This window comes from Nocardia flavorosea, assembly GCF_015477805.1.
GTDB lineage: Bacteria > Actinomycetota > Actinomycetes > Mycobacteriales > Mycobacteriaceae > Nocardia > Nocardia flavorosea_A.
Window position 1 is genome coordinate 1,475,008 of record NZ_JADLQL010000001.1, and the last position, 14,186, is coordinate 1,489,193.

The following is a 14,186-nucleotide window of genomic DNA, read 5'->3' on the forward strand; positions in this document are numbered from 1 at the left end:
AAGTGGTCAGTCGGTGGGTTCGGCCGCGTCGAACCGGTGCGCGCCGGGTTCGTACTGGCCGAGATAGGCGTTCATGGTTCGCCAGCGGTGCTGCCGCGCGGCCATTTCGATTTCGAGGGGATCGGCCCGCCGGCGGATGAGATCGACGATCCGATCGTGTTCTTCCACCGATTCGCGGGCCCGCTCGGGCACGAAAGCAAAGGTCGAGGACCGCAATCCGGACATCCGGGTCCAGCCGCGATGCACCAGGTCGAGAATGTGCGGGTTGGGGCAGGGTTCGAACAGCACGCTGTGGAACTGCTCGTTGATATGGGTGAACAGGTTCGGATCGAAATCGTCGAGCAGGGCCCGCAGCCGGGCGTTGACGGCGGCGGCCCGATCGAGGTCGGCGTCGGTGAGGTGCGGGACCGCCAGCGCGGTCGCGACCCCCTCCACGACGCCGAGAGTCTCCATGGTGTGCAGGTATTCGCTCTGATCGATCTGCGCGACCCGGGCACCGACATTGCGCTCGAATTCGACGAGCCCTTCGGCTTCCAGGCGCCGGATCGCTTCCCGCACCGGCACCACGCTCATCCCCAGGGATTCGGCGATCGATCCCAGGACCAGCCGATACCCGGGGACGAACCGGCGGTCGGCGATACGGGTATGGATCCATTCGTAGGCGCGCTGCGATTTACTTCCAGCGGCGATCACCGGATCACTCGTCGACATATCCGCGTGCCTCCTCGTAGCGGGCCCGCCATTCGGCGTTCATGGGGAACAGGCCGTCGACCGGATGTCCGCCCGCCACCTGCTCGGCGATCCAGGCGTCTTCGGCTTCCTGCGCCAAGGCCGCGTCGACGACTTCCTCGGCCATGGCAGCGGGGATGACGATGACACCGTCGTCGTCTCCGACGATGATGTCGCCGGGCAGGACGGTCGCCCCACCGCAGGCCACCGCGATATCGCTTTCCCACGGCACATGTTTGCGGCCGAGAACGGCGGGATGGGCGCCCTGCGCGAACACCGGTATACCGATCTCGTCGACCGCCGCGGAGTCCCGGACACCACCGTCGGTGACGATACCGGCCGCTTCGCGGGCCTTGGCGCGCAGCGCGAGAACGTCACCCAGCGTGCCCGAACCGGGCTCCCCGCGCGCCTCGATGACAATGACCTCGCCGGGTGCGACCGTATCGAAGGCACGTTTCTGGGCGTTGTAGCCGCCGCCGTGGCTGCGGAAAAGGTCTTCCCGGTTCGGGACGAAACGCAGGGTTTTCGCCGTACCGACCATCTTGGTTCCTGGTCGCAGTGCACGCACACCGTCGATGCACACATTGTTCAGGCCGCGTTTGCGCAGAATTCCGGTCAACCCGGCGACCGGCGCCTCCTGGAGCTTGGCCAGCAATTCCGGCGACAGCTCGGCACCACCGTCTTCGTCCGGGGCAAGCCCCGCGGCCTCCCGCGATCCCCATGCCTCCTCGCGCTGCCGGTCGTCTACCGAGGGCAGGGAACCGAGCTGCGGGTCGAACGTATCCGGCCCGTCGGCGACTCGCGTTTCGAGCCGGCCACTGGACAAGCCGGCCGCGGGCGCATCGACTTCCACCTCGACGATATCGCCCGGCACCGCCACCGACGCCCCCGCCGGAGTCCCGGTCAGGATGACGTCCCCGGTTTCCAGCGTGAAGTGCTGGGACAGATCGGCCACGAGCTGCGCGAGCGGGAAGATCATCCCCGCGGTCGCATCGTCCTGCACGGGGTTGCCGTTGTGCCAGGTACGCAGCCGCAGCGCCGCGGGATCGACCTGCCGGGCGTCGATGAGCCCGGGGCCGAGCGGTGTGTAACCGTCGCGCCCCTTGTTGCGGACATTCGAGCCTTTATCGTTGCCACGCAGATCGTACAGCCCCCAGTCGTTCGCGGCGGTAACCCAGGCGACGTGCGACCAGGCTTCCTCACGCGACACCCGGCGGGCGGGTGCACCGATGACGAGCGCGATCTCACCCTCATAGGCGAGCAGTTCGGTTCCTTGCGGCCGTTCGACCACCGACCCGGTCGGCGCGACCGAACTCGCGGGTTTGAAGAAGTACGACGGCGCGACCGGCCGACGCCCGCGCTGAGCGGCGCGTGACTCATAACTCAGATGCACCGCGATAATCTTCCCTGGCACGGAGGGCAGGCCAGCGCACCGGTTTTCCGCAGGTAGCGCAGGAGAAGAAACACTGTCGCTCGAGGTCATATCTGAAATCGTATATGATCTGTGACGTCCAGGCAACGCCCGCGCCGGAGCATGTCCGCTGTCTCCGCCGGTTTCGACGCGCAGCGCGGTATCTCGGTTCGTAGGCGACGATATGTGCCATATGCCTGATTCCTTGTTGCCTCGGGAGGCAATCGATACTTGCCGGCGACGCACCCGGCACGCTGTTGTCGGCAGCCGAGTAGAACGACCGGAACGTCGGCACATTTGCGCGCCGCCCGGCCGCGAAGAGCGCCGCCGCTAGACGACGTTCTTGGGTTTGTTGTGCTCGTAGCCGATGGTCATGGACCGAATGCAGCACCGCTGCGAGGAGGAAGAGTCCGGTACGTTACCTGCTCGAATACCGAATTCCCTGTTCTAATATCGAGTGACACGGCGCGGTCAGGTACGCGCGGAACATAGCGGAAGAGGCAACTCACGTGCCCGACAAACCAGGACAGACCGCCGGATCGCAGACCCTGCGGCGAGGTATCCGGCTACTCGAAATCCTCGCGGCTGCGGCGCGGAGCCTGAGTATCGACGAACTCGCCGAAACACTGGGTGTGCATCGCTCGGTGGCCTACCGGCTGCTGCGCACGCTGGAGGACCACGGTCTCGTCGCCCGCGAACCGTCGGGACGGATCGTGCTCGGCGCGGGCCTGGCCGCGCTGGCTTCGGGGGTTTCCCTGGACCTCCAGCAGGCAGCGCAGCCCGAATTACGCACGGCCGCCAATGAACTCGGAATGACGTGCCTGCTGGCCGTGCGGCTCGACGACGATGAAGCCGTCACCCTCACCAGCGCGGCCCCCGAGCAGACCGTCGCGGTGACCTACCGCCCCGGCCACCGGCATCCTCTCACCCGAGGTGGCCCGGGTAAGGCGATTCTGATGGAACTGCCCGAGCACACCTGGCCCGCGGAGTTACGCGACGAACTGGCGAGCAGCCGCGCACGCGGTTTCGCCATCAGCAGTGACGAGGTGGTGCCATCGCTGCGGTCCGTGGCGGTTCCGCTCGCGGTTCCCGGCCAGCCCCGGGCCGCCATTGCCGCCATCCATGTGTCGTTGCCGCTGCCGGAGGCCGAGGTCGCCGAGCGGCTGCGGTCCGCGGCCGGACGGGTCACGCGGGCGCTCGGCGGGTAGCAGGGTACCGAATCAGGCCGTCCCGACGCGGGATACGAATATCCCGGCGAAGAAGTCGGCGAGATCGGCGGTGGCGTCCAGCGGCAGGATATGCGCGACGTACTGGTCGGGACGGACGACCACCACCGCACCGTCGCGGGAGATGCCGCGGGCGGTGAAGATATCGTCGGCCGGTTCGGTGGCGTACACCTTCTCGTAGTCGGTGAGCTGGAACGGCCCCACCTTCGGCAGGAACACCGTGGGCACCTTGCTCAGATCCACCTCGGCGTGGGGCTGCTGGTAGATCACCTTCACGTCGAACCACGCGTCGAGGTCGGCGCCCTCGGGAGTGTGGGCGAGCAGCGGTGAAGACGGTGCGGTGACCAGCCATTCGGCCAGCTCGGTCGTCCGGGAGGGTGCGCCCGCGGCCGGTGCATCGGCGAAAACATAGATGCGCCAGCGGCCGTCGGCCGTTGCGTGATGGCCGAGTTGCTTCGGGTTCGCGTCACATACTCGCGTGACCATGTTCGACTTGAACCTTTTCCCCACCGGGAATCCCGTCGCGAGTTCCTGCCGGCTGTTCGCGGCGACCAGCATCGACGGCGTGTACTCGGTCATGAAACCGGCCGGGAATTCCGCGGTTTTGACATAGAACTCCTCGAGCTGGGCCGGATCGTCCATTTCTTCGGGACGGGTGGCCATCAGCGTCGACCATTCCCGATCGAAATCGATGAGGTTCTGCGCGATCACCTGACGTTCGGCGGAGTAGGTGTCCAGAATCCGTTCCGGGGCCCGGCCGTCGAGCACATGCCCCAATTTCCAGGCGATATTCCAGCCGTCCTGCATCGAGACATTCATCCCCTGGCCGGCTTTCGCCGAATGGGTATGGCAGGCATCGCCGGTGATGAACACCCGCGGGGTCCGGGAGCCGCTCTGGTCGGGGTGCACATCGTCGAACTTGTCGGTCACCCGGTGACCGACCTCGTACACGCTGCGCCAGGCCACATGTTTCACCGTCACCGTGTACGGGTGCAGGATCTTGTTCGCCCGCGCCTCCACCTCTTCCTGCGAGGTCAGCCGGACCTTTCCGCCGTCGTCCTCGGCTACCTCGCCGAGGTCGACATACATCCGGAACAGGTGGTTACCCTCACGCGGGATGTGCAGGATGCTGCCGCCGTCGTGCGATTGGATGGCGCATTTCAGGCGGATATCGGGAAAGTCGGTCTCTGCGAGGACGTCCATGACGCCCCAGGCGTGGTTGGCCTTCTCACCCAGGAACCGGCGGCCGATGGCTTCGCGGACCCGGCTGTGCGCGCCGTCGCAGCCGATCACGTACTTGGCCTTGATATTCCGCGTCTCCCCCAGCCGCTCTCCCGCCGTACGCCGCAGCGTCACAGTGACGGGATGGTCACCATCCTCGGCCACCTCGAGCCCCACGAACTCGTACCCGTAGTCCGGCTCCAGCCGCGTCGGTGAATTCCTGGCCACCTCGGCGAAGTAGTCGAGCACCCGGGCCTGGTTGACGATCAGATGCGGGAATTCGCTGATACCGGCTTCATCATCGCGGGTCCGGGCGGTGCGGACGATATTCGCCGGGTTCTGCGGGTCCGGCTTCCAGAACGCCATCTCGGTGATGCGGTAGGCCTCGGCGATGATGCGCTCGGCGAAACCGAACGCTTGGAAGGTCTCCACACTGCGCGCCTGAATCCCGTCCGCCTGGCCGACCTCGAGGCGGCCGGGCCGGCGCTCCACGACACGGGTGTTGATATCGGGGAACTGGGCGAGCTGCGCGGCGGCGATCATGCCCGCGGGCCCGGAGCCGACGATGAGCACATCGACCTCGTCGGGAAGTTCGGCGGGACGATCGATGCCGAAACCGGCGGGCGCCTGAATGCGCGGGTCACCGGATACGTAGCCGTGGTGATGGAACTGCACGGGCTGGGCTCTCCTCACTCCGTTGCGGGCGAGTCGCATTTGTTCGATAATAGAACAGCGAATTCTAATATTGATTGTTGCGGTTGATGGTATGCGGTGACCCGGCTCTCACACAAGTCGCCCCCGAGCCCGGGGTCACTTCTCCCACGCGTAGATGCCCACCCGCTGCCCCGCCTCGTTGGCGGGACTCAGATCGATCCCCTTGCGGTCCCGCAGCAGCACGGTGCCCACCAGCCCCAGGGCGGTCATTCCGAGCAGGTAGTAGGCGACATTCGTCGACGAGCCGGTGCTCTGCTGGATCCACTGCGCGATCGTCGGGGCGAAGGCGCCGCCGAGGATCGAGCCGAGCGCATACGAGATCGACACCCCGGAGAACCGCACCGACGCCGGGAACAGTTCGGCGTACCAGACCGCCTGGGCGCCATAGGTGAAACCGAGCCCCAGGGTGAGCAATACGAGACCGGTACCGAGCAGCACGACATTGCCGGTGTTCACCAACGGGAACAGGGTGAGCACGAAAAGCCCCTGCAGACACCAGCCGACGATGTAGGTGATGCGGCGGCCGATGACATCGCAGACCCAGCCGGCCGCGAGAGTGGCGAGCAACCAGCTGATCGACGATACGGTGACGGCCCACAGGACATCCCCGCGGTCGAGACCGAGAGCCCCGTCCGGATCGGTGGCATAGCCCTGGATGTAGCCGCCCGTGGTCATATACCCGACCGCACTGTTACCGACGAAGACCAGCGCCGACAACAGCACCAGCGGAGTGAAACGCGAGAACAGTTCGACGATGGGCGCCTTGGTCTGCTCCTTGCGTTCGGCGATCTCGGCGAAGACGGGGCTCTCCTCGACGCGGCGGCGCAGCCAGGAACCGACGAGAATGAGCACCACCGAGAACAGGAACGGGATACGCCAGCCCCACTCCAGGAACGCGTCACCGGGGAACAGTGCGTCCATACTCGCCATCATGGCGCTGGCCAGCAACAGGCCGATCGGCACTCCGATCTGCGGCATGGCACCGAACAGCCCGCGGCGATTACGCGGCGCATGTTCCACGGCCATCAGCACCGCCCCACCCCATTCGCCACCGGCCGAGACCCCCTGCAGGATCCGCAGCAACACCAGCAGCAGGGGTGCGCCGATACCGATCGCTTCGTAAGTCGGCAGCAGGCCGATGAGCGCGGTCGAAGTTCCCATCAGGATGAGAGTGGCCACCAGCACCGGGCGCCGGCCGACCTTGTCGCCGAAATGCCCGGCGAGGAACGCCCCGAGCGGCCGGAACAGGAAGCTCACACCGACAGTGAGGAACGACAGGATCGTGCCGAACCCGGGACCGGCCGGTTCGAAGAACAGCGCCCCGAACACGAGACCGGCGGCCGAGGCGTAGATGAAGTAGTCGTACCACTCCACTGCCGTGCCGACGACGGTGGCGAAAGCGACGCGTCTGCGGTCGACGGCGGAGACGGTCGAAAGATCCGTGGACATCTGCACTCCTTTGTGATGTCGCTGTGAGGTGGGTCTCGCCCAGCAATGCGAGAATGATCGTATATGATTTGAGATATGACAATAGGCGCGGTGTCCCGGTCGCCGAAAGGATTGCGAACTCCCTGGTCACAGACCTGAAAAGAATGGCCGTCCGCGCTGTGATCCGCCGATCACGCCACACATCACCCCGGCACCGACGCCGGCATATGTCCCGAAGCGATCGCCGGTGAGCCCTGGTCGCGCCGACCGCGACTGCCGCTACCGGCGCGCTGCCTTCCTCTCGCGCCGTGGAATTCGGGTCCGACCGGCCTACCGGGTCTCGATCTCCCGTCGCCGCGTCGTATGCGATCGGGCCGGCCTTTCCGGCTCCGGAAATCTCCCGGCCCCGCGAAACCCTCGCCCGTGATGCCACCGCCGGCTATGTGCTATTGGCGGCAGAAGGTCGCGCAGCCGAATGGTAGTCTTCGAGCGCAATTATTCAGCGCCGCAGGTGGTGGAGGAGGCGTCGACCAGACAGCATATGCGCTGTTGGGTCGACGTAGCGCCCAACACCTGGAGAACGCTATGAACTCCCATCGCGACGTCCGACTCGACTCCGAGAACGATATCGTGGTCGCCCCCTTCTTCGACGCGGTCAGCACCGAGGCCGGAGATCCGCAACTGAACGAGTTGTTGCGCCGACGACACCTCGAACTCCGGCACGCACATCGCCACCAGAACGACGGCGGACCGACCGGAACCAATATCGATGTCGCCATGGCTCTGCTCGCTGCGGACCAGATCCTCCGTGATCGATTTCCCGACCGCGAGCAACGCCACCACCTGCTCGAGCACGCGCTCGTAGAACCGCTCGCCGATATCACCCGTCAGGCAACCGAGTCGGCTCTGGACACCGCCGAGGATCCGTTCACCGCGATGGTCGCCACGGCACGGCAACGCGAGACCTATTCCTTCGGACCACGTTTCGTGTTCACGCACCCGATCGACAGCGACTCGGAGTTTGTCTCGAACGTTCAGCACTGTTTCTTCCACGAGTTGCTGGCCGGCCACGGAGCCGGTCATCTCACCTCGATATTGTGCGCGTTCGACGCCAACTGGATGGATGCAGTAATCCCGGAACGCCATGGGTTCACGGTCGACCGCGCGAGCACGATCGCTACTGGCGGGAGAAGTTGCCCTTTCCGCTTCCACCGCACCGGTCGTGAGCCGATCCCGGCGCCGCCGGCCCCGTAGCAGCCGCTGCGCAGATCAGCCGATCGGCAGCTCGCTGAGGATCGGGACGAAACCCCAGTCCATGATGCGCTGGGCATCGGCCACCGCGGCGTCCAGATCGTCGGGTGAACTGTTCAGGACCACCCCGATCAACCGTTGCCCGCCCCGGGTCGCCTCGAACAGTAGGCAGGTTCCGGCGGCGTTCGTGGATCCGGTCTTGATACCCGTGGTGCCCGGATACTCCTGCAACAGTCCGTTGGTGTTCTCCCAGGCGTGATACCGGGTCGCGGGCCCGGCCGGCTGGTGGTGGACCGGTGTTCCGACGATTTCCCGGAACACCGGGTCCGCCATCGCGTGCCGGCCCAGCCGCACCAACTCCGCCGGTGTGGAATACGTGGCGAAATCGTCGGGCACGGGGAGACCGCTGGGGTCGCTGAAATGCGTATTGCGCATACCCAGGCGGTGCGCGGTGGCGTTCATCTTCGCGATGAACGCTTCGCGGCCGGGCCCGAACGATTCGGCGAGAGCGTAGGAAGCATCGCAACCCGAGGGCAGCATCATCGCGTAGAGAAGTTGCCGCGCGGTGAGCACTTCGCCCGGAACCAGCCCGGCGGTACTGCCCCCGTGGGCAGCGGCGGAGTCGACGGCCGCCTGCGATACCGTGATCGGCCGCTCCAGATCGCCCGACTCGAGAACGACCACCGCCGTCATCACCTTGGTGAGGCTCGCGATGGGCAGGCGGGTATCGGGCTGCCGCGACCATACGAGCACACCGGTATTGGCCTCCGCCAACGCCGCCGCGGGCGCCTGTACGCCTTCCGGCTGAAGGGTCAGCGGAAACGGAAGTTGGGCCGAGCCGCCCGGAGCCGGGGCGGCCGCGACGGTAGGCGCGAAGACGACGAGCACTCCGGCAAGGAGTGCCGGCAGCACACGGGTATAGGTCCGCATCGCCATATTCTGTCGTTCGGCCTGGTCGAACAGTGGGATATCCGGTCCGAGCGTTTTCCTCAGCGCGCGGCGCCGGATGGACCGAGGCAGCCGAACGCACTGCCCGTTATCGGCGCGCGCCGGATGGGTCGGGCATCCCGAGTGCCCGGGCCAGGATTTCGAGTCCGCGGCTGACCGTCGCACGATCGTCCGGGTCGATATCCTCGATGGCCGCTGCCAGCCATTTCGCTCGTTCGGTCCGGGCGTCGGCGATCACATCGATCCCGCCCGGTGTCGGGCTCAGCAGGCGGGCACGCCCGTCGTCGGGATCAGGGGTGCGTTCGATATACCCCTTGTCTTCCAGGGCGGCCACGATACGCGACATCGTCGGCGCGGATACCGATTCCCGTTCGGCAAGGTCGGACAGCCGGATCGGGGCATGGTTGATGATCGTCCACAGCGCGGACGCGACACCCGCGCTGAGGTTCCGGGTGGGACCACGGTGGCGCAGGGTGCGGGTGATCCAGGTCAGCAAGTGGTAAAGGGTCGCGACTTCGGCGGGGGTACCGAGCTCGCCGGCCGTGGAGGTGCTCTGCATCGCGGCCCTCTCGTCGGTTCGGTCACAAATGAACAATTACCTCCACCATATTAGTTGTTTCCGTTAAGTAAGTGCATACGTGTATCGGTCGTCCGGCCACCCCGAACAGGCTGTGGTCCCCGCCGAACCGGGAACCATGGTGGATATCACTCGATGTGGCGGTAAAAACACCGGTGAAGGCACAATGGGCGCAATGAGGCCCTGGCATCCGGACACTACAGCCGACGATGGATCCTCCGGGGAGCCGGGGCGAATCGACGTCGAGCATGTCCACGCGCTGCGCGAACAGTTCGTCGACTTCATGCTCGGCTACAAGTTCGCGATCGACGAGATCACCACCAAGATCAATATCCTGCGTGAGGACTTCAACAGCACCCACGAGTACAACCCCATCGAACACGTGGGTTCGCGGCTGAAATCGCCCGAAAGCGTGCTGGAGAAGGTTCGGCGCAAGAACTACCCGATGAATCTGGCCGCCATCCGGGAGAACGTGCTCGATATCGCCGGGGTTCGGGTGGTGTGCAGCTTCATCTCCGATATCGCCCAGATCCGGGACATGCTGGCCGGCCAGGCCGACATCACGGTCCTGGAAGAGCGCGACTACATCACCCACCGCAAACCGAACGGGTACCAGAGCCTGCACCTGATCGTATCGATCCCGGTGTTCCGCTCCGCACGCACCGAACGGATACCGGTGGAGATCCAGATCCGCACCATTGCCATGGATTTCTGGGCCAGCCTGGAGCACAAGATCTACTACAAGTACCGGGGCGAAGTACCACCGAACCTCCGTAGCGATCTCGCCCAGGCCGCCGAAGTTGCCACCCAGCTCGACGAGAAGATGGAAGCACTGCACCGCCAGGTGGACCGTACCGTACAGGTCCGCACCGGCCCGGCCGATTCCCTGGACCTCAGTGGTCTTTACCGGAGTCTCGCGGCAGACCGCTCGGGCCACCGTTGATCCACCGGCTCCCGTATCGAGCAGTCCGGGACCGGGTCGGCCGAGGCCGGGCTACCCGAGTAGCGGGGTTCGATCAAGAGTGCTCGGTGACGCCTGCGGTCCCGCTACGACGAAACGCGAATGTCATCCGGCCGAGCAACCCGTCGCGCAGTAGCAAAGTATGAGCCAATACTGCGCACATATGCGCGGTGAACACCATCAGCAGCCCGAACGCGAGAACTGAGTGCACATCTCTCAGGATGTGATAAAGATGGGCGTTCTGCGGGGTGACAGCGGGAAGATACACCCCACCGAATAACCGAATCGGCACCCCCGAAGCGGACGCCAGAGCCCATCCGACAATGGGTTGCGCGACGAAAAGCACGTACATCAGCACCTCGGAAATGGCAGCAACGGCCCGTTCCGGGCGACTCATCGAGGAAATCATCGGTGGCGGCTTCCGGCGCATCCGGTTGCCGATTCTCACAACAGCCAGAATCAGGACTGCCATACCGGCCGTCTCGTGCAGAACGAGCATTCGATGGTAATTGCCGAGCGAGCCCACCAGCATTGCTCCCAGAAACAACATCGCAACGATCAGGAACGCCATTGTCCAGTGCAGGATTCGACTGAGGGCGTCGAACCGCAGAGGGCCATTCGACGCCACCGGGTCCGGCGAATATTTCTCGGACGAGTTCATGCCCGGCCCCCTGCTTCCACCGAACCCCGGCCACCGGATTCCCCGGCCCGGCGGCGAAACGATTCTGCATAAGCCGCGGAACGCGCAGACAGCAGCGGGTCGTCCGACGGCGCGATTCCATTGGGTAGAACCAGTGGGTCGAAGTTGACATTTCCGACATTGTCCGCGGTCTCGCGGGAGATTCCGGTGAGCACCACCGTGCCCACCGTCACCGTCTCTCGATCGGCCGGCCAGGCAACGGAGGCATCGTCGGTGCGGTCCTGCCCCGGGATTCCCACGACGATCACCATCGCCCACCGCCGCGCCTGCTGCTCGATATCGGCGGCCAGCCGGTCGAAAAGATAGTCGGAGCCGTGGTTGCCGACCGGGACCGCGGTCCGCGTTTCGGGAACGAGTTTCCATCTGACCGGGACCTTCACCCCGTGCGCATTGGTCATCTCGAAGGCATTGAGCCCGTTGAAGGTCGTAGTCGTGAGCGTCGGAGCAGCCGGCGTGGCCTCCGCTGTTGCCATGGCCGCCACAGTTCTCGGGTGTGCGGCGAGGTACTCCGACATCATCCGGGGATCAGGCTTTCCGGTCGCGGGATCGGGCGCGAAAGCCAGCATTCTGTCGTAGAAATCCTGTGGTGTCGGATCGAGAAAAACGGGCAGGTCGATCATCGCCGTCCGCCATTGTTCGCCTTCGGGAAGATCGATACGCAGGCCGAGCCCGCGGACGGCCCCCGGGGTATCGGTGACATACGGTTTCCCGCCGGACAACGAAAATCTTCCGCATAGCGGGTAATTGCCGGCCCGGAATACCGATGCCGTACTCAACTCGATCCCCTGACCGTTGCTCTCGAAATACCCGTGGACCGCGACCCCTTTTGCATGATTTCGCCGGAACCCCCGGGATATACCGTTGATCTCCTCGAACCGGTCGATTATCGCGCGGGCGGTCGGCCGGCGCGGCCCGATGATGTTCTCCGTGAAGAGAAATCCGCCGACACTCAGCGCCCCGGCACCACCGACCACCAACGCACCGAGCAATGTACGCCTATCCATCATCACCTTTCCGAAGCATCACCGGGTTCGCGGCGAAACGACGCTCGACCGCCACGGCTTTCGATTTACAACGCTATGCATCGGTCGGTGGATATGCCCGCCGGAAACAGTGACGAAAGTATGACGTCCGACGGGACGCTCCCGGTATCCGCGACGGCTCCCATCGCGCCGCCGTACCATCGAGATCATGCATCCGATGAGGCGAACCGACGGCAACCGATGGCCGTTTTGATCGCCGATGACGACCCCGTGGTCCGCGAAGTGGTGCGCCGTTATCTCGAACGGGATGGACTGACAGTTGTCGAGGCCGCCGACGGCGCGCAGGCGTCGGCCGCGCTCGCCGATTCCGGCACAGTAGTCGACCTGGCCGTCCTGGATATCATGATGCCCCCGCCCGACGGCCTCGAACTCTGCCGTGCCGTTCGCCGTGGTCTTCACCCGGATAAGCCGATCATTCTGCTCACCGCGCTCGGCGACGAAGAGGACCGGATCGTCGGCCTGGAATCGGGTGCCGACGACTACGTCGTCAAACCCTTCAGCCCCCGGGAACTCGCGCTGCGAGTTGCTTCGGTCCTGCGTCGCACACACCCCGACCCGGCGGCCACCGCCACCGTGTTACGCGACCACCTGCTCGAAGTGCGTGCGCAATCGCGGTCGGTGTCCACCGGCGGCGTCCCTGTCGACCTCACGGCCCGAGAGCACGACCTGCTCGTATTCCTAATGCGACATCGCCACCGGATATTCAGCCGAGAAGAGTTGCTCGCACAGGTGTGGGGATGGGATTTCGGCGATTTGTCGACCGTCACCGTCCATATCAAACGGCTGCGCGCGAAACTCGGTGAACACCACCGAATCGAAACCGTCTGGGGCCAGGGCTACGTCTGGGACCGCAACCCACGGCCGGACCACCGCGGTGCCTGACGACACACTCCAGCTGGTGGCCTACGCGGTGGCCGGCTCGCTGCCGGTGGTCCTACTGGGGATTTTGATCCTGCGCGCCGTGAGCGAGCGCTCTCTCACGGCGAGTATGGCCGTACTCGTGCTCATCCCGACACTGTCCACCCTCGCCGGTATCGTCGCGGTGAGCGGGCTGATGTTCAGCCGCCAATTCGCGCGCACTGCCGTCGTTCTCGCGGTAGTTGCCGCGGTGACGCTACCGGCCGCATTGCTGCTCGGCCACCGGCAGGCGCGGAAAACAGTCTGGGAGAAGCAGATACGTGAGCAGGAACGAGTAGCCGAACGCTCGCGGCGGGAACTGGTGGCCTGGGTGAGCCACGACCTGCGGACACCGCTCGCCGGTATCCGCGCGATGGCCGAAGCGCTGGCCGACCGTGTCGTCGGAGGGGCCGATATCACCCGGTACTCCGAACAGATCGTTCGCGAAACCGACCGGGTCTCCACCATGGTCGACGACCTCTTCGAGATGTCGAAGATCAACGCCGGGGCACTGCACCTGGATATGGAATCGCTGGACCTGCGGGAACTGGTCGACGAGGTGTATGCAGCGCACCGAGCCGGCGCCGCGCGATCGGAGATCGAACTGGCCGTCACCCAGCCCGGCAACCCGGTGATCGCCGTCGTGAACAACCGAGCGCTGGGACGTGCCCTCACCAACCTGGTGATCAATGCCATCGCATACACCCCGCCCGGCGAACGCATCGATATCACCGTCGGCCGTGGTGAAAACGATATCTGGATCAGGGTCGACGATGCCGGCCCCGGAATCGCGGCCGCGGATATGCCGCGCATCTTCGAAATCGCCTACCGCGGGAGCACTACGCGCAGCCCGGTCGCTTCGGCAGGGATCCCCACCGGCAGCGGTATGGGGCTCGCCATCGCGGCCGGGCTGGTGGCGGCCCACGACGGCGAAATCACCGCAGCGAACAGGGACCGTGGCTGCCGCTTCGAAATACGACTCCCGTTGCCTTGATACCGGGCCGACCGCGGCATGCCCCACCGATCCGCTTCGCGGGCGTTACGACCGACCATGACCAGGCCGACGCCACCGGCGACGAT

Annotated in this window: 13 protein-coding genes; 5 read left to right on the plus strand and 8 right to left on the minus strand. The window is 65.3% G+C overall.

The window, feature by feature from the left end; translation table 11 throughout:
- Positions 1 to 6: 6 nt before the first annotated feature.
- Positions 7 to 711 carry a GntR family transcriptional regulator gene (locus IU448_RS06585; RefSeq protein WP_195054533.1) on the minus strand — a complete coding sequence of 235 codons (705 nt, stop codon included), beginning with the start codon at positions 709 to 711 and terminating at the stop codon, positions 7 to 9.
- The gene (locus IU448_RS06590) at positions 698 to 2,212 is read right to left on the minus strand and encodes a fumarylacetoacetate hydrolase family protein (RefSeq protein ID WP_195054534.1); all 1,515 of its coding nucleotides are present in this window, start codon (positions 2,210 to 2,212) and stop codon (positions 698 to 700) included. The genes IU448_RS06585 and IU448_RS06590 overlap by 14 nt, the downstream gene beginning before the upstream one ends.
- A gap of 437 nt (positions 2,213 to 2,649) precedes the next feature.
- Here IU448_RS06590 and IU448_RS06595 point away from each other — a divergent pair, with 437 nt between their 5' ends.
- Positions 2,650 to 3,348 carry an IclR family transcriptional regulator gene (locus IU448_RS06595; RefSeq protein WP_195054535.1) on the plus strand — a complete coding sequence of 233 codons (699 nt, stop codon included), beginning with the start codon at positions 2,650 to 2,652 and terminating at the stop codon, positions 3,346 to 3,348.
- A 12-nt stretch (positions 3,349 to 3,360) separates the two neighbouring features.
- On the opposite strand, the gene IU448_RS06600 is transcribed toward IU448_RS06595, so the two are convergent.
- Both IU448_RS06600 and IU448_RS06605 read right to left on the minus strand, forming a co-directional pair.
- A complete protein-coding gene (locus IU448_RS06600) occupies positions 3,361 to 5,262 on the minus strand; it encodes an FAD-binding monooxygenase (RefSeq protein ID WP_195054536.1) in 1,902 nt (633 codons plus the stop codon).
- A gap of 135 nt (positions 5,263 to 5,397) precedes the next feature.
- The gene (locus IU448_RS06605; RefSeq protein WP_195054537.1) at positions 5,398 to 6,750 is read right to left on the minus strand and encodes an MFS transporter; all 1,353 of its coding nucleotides are present in this window, start codon (positions 6,748 to 6,750) and stop codon (positions 5,398 to 5,400) included.
- A gap of 756 nt (positions 6,751 to 7,506) precedes the next feature.
- Here IU448_RS06605 and IU448_RS29690 point away from each other — a divergent pair.
- On the plus strand, positions 7,507 to 7,983 hold the full coding sequence (locus IU448_RS29690) for an L-2-amino-thiazoline-4-carboxylic acid hydrolase (RefSeq protein WP_416382971.1): 477 nt from the start codon (positions 7,507 to 7,509) through the stop codon (positions 7,981 to 7,983).
- Positions 7,984 to 7,998: 15 nt separating this feature from the next.
- On the opposite strand, the gene IU448_RS06615 is transcribed toward IU448_RS29690, so the two are convergent.
- A complete protein-coding gene (locus IU448_RS06615; RefSeq protein WP_195054539.1) occupies positions 7,999 to 8,910 on the minus strand; it encodes a D-alanyl-D-alanine carboxypeptidase family protein in 912 nt (303 codons plus the stop codon).
- A gap of 106 nt (positions 8,911 to 9,016) precedes the next feature.
- Entirely contained in the window at positions 9,017 to 9,487 is a 471-nt protein-coding gene (locus tag IU448_RS06620) for a MarR family winged helix-turn-helix transcriptional regulator (RefSeq protein ID WP_195054540.1), read from the minus strand.
- Positions 9,488 to 9,680: 193 nt separating this feature from the next.
- Between IU448_RS06620 and IU448_RS06625 the strand changes: the two genes are divergently transcribed.
- Entirely contained in the window at positions 9,681 to 10,448 is a 768-nt protein-coding gene (locus tag IU448_RS06625) for a GTP pyrophosphokinase (protein WP_195054541.1), read from the plus strand.
- 73 nt (positions 10,449 to 10,521) lie between these two features.
- Here the strand turns inward: IU448_RS06625 and IU448_RS06630 are convergent, their stop codons facing one another.
- Both IU448_RS06630 and IU448_RS06635 read right to left on the minus strand, forming a co-directional pair.
- On the minus strand, positions 10,522 to 11,127 hold the full coding sequence (locus tag IU448_RS06630) for a cytochrome b (RefSeq protein WP_195054542.1): 606 nt from the start codon (positions 11,125 to 11,127) through the stop codon (positions 10,522 to 10,524).
- Positions 11,124 to 12,173, minus strand: coding sequence for a catalase family peroxidase (locus IU448_RS06635; protein WP_195054543.1), 1,050 nt, complete (start codon positions 12,171 to 12,173; stop codon positions 11,124 to 11,126). Before IU448_RS06635 ends, IU448_RS06630 begins: the two co-directional genes overlap by 4 nt.
- 216 nt (positions 12,174 to 12,389) lie before the next feature.
- Here IU448_RS06635 and IU448_RS06640 point away from each other — a divergent pair, with 216 nt between their 5' ends.
- Together IU448_RS06640 and IU448_RS06645 are read left to right on the plus strand one after the other, a co-directional pair.
- Positions 12,390 to 13,091, plus strand: a complete 702-nt coding sequence (locus IU448_RS06640) for a response regulator transcription factor (RefSeq protein WP_195054544.1) — start codon at positions 12,390 to 12,392, stop codon at positions 13,089 to 13,091.
- On the plus strand, positions 13,084 to 14,100 hold the full coding sequence (locus tag IU448_RS06645) for a sensor histidine kinase (protein ID WP_195054545.1): 1,017 nt from the start codon (positions 13,084 to 13,086) through the stop codon (positions 14,098 to 14,100). Before IU448_RS06640 ends, IU448_RS06645 begins: the two co-directional genes overlap by 8 nt.
- Positions 14,101 to 14,186 lie beyond the last annotated feature (86 nt).

Excerpts from the sequence above, each read along its gene's own strand:
- IU448_RS06585 (WP_195054533.1), bottom strand. The coding sequence starts at position 711 with ATGTCGACGAGTGATCCGGTGATCGCCGCTGGAAGTAAATCGCAGCGC.
- IU448_RS06590 (WP_195054534.1), bottom strand. The coding sequence starts at position 2,212 with ATGACCTCGAGCGACAGTGTTTCTTCTCCTGCGCTACCTGCGGAAAAC.
- IU448_RS06605 (WP_195054537.1), bottom strand. The coding sequence starts at position 6,750 with ATGTCCACGGATCTTTCGACCGTCTCCGCCGTCGACCGCAGACGCGTC.
- IU448_RS29690 (WP_416382971.1), top strand. The coding sequence starts at position 7,507 with ATGGCTCTGCTCGCTGCGGACCAGATCCTCCGTGATCGATTTCCCGAC.
- IU448_RS06615 (WP_195054539.1), bottom strand. The coding sequence starts at position 8,910 with ATGCGGACCTATACCCGTGTGCTGCCGGCACTCCTTGCCGGAGTGCTC.
- IU448_RS06620 (WP_195054540.1), bottom strand. The coding sequence starts at position 9,487 with ATGCAGAGCACCTCCACGGCCGGCGAGCTCGGTACCCCCGCCGAAGTC.
- IU448_RS06625 (WP_195054541.1), top strand. The coding sequence starts at position 9,681 with ATGAGGCCCTGGCATCCGGACACTACAGCCGACGATGGATCCTCCGGG.
- IU448_RS06630 (WP_195054542.1), bottom strand. The coding sequence starts at position 11,127 with ATGAACTCGTCCGAGAAATATTCGCCGGACCCGGTGGCGTCGAATGGC.
- IU448_RS06635 (WP_195054543.1), bottom strand. The coding sequence starts at position 12,173 with ATGATGGATAGGCGTACATTGCTCGGTGCGTTGGTGGTCGGTGGTGCC.
- IU448_RS06640 (WP_195054544.1), top strand. The coding sequence starts at position 12,390 with ATGGCCGTTTTGATCGCCGATGACGACCCCGTGGTCCGCGAAGTGGTG.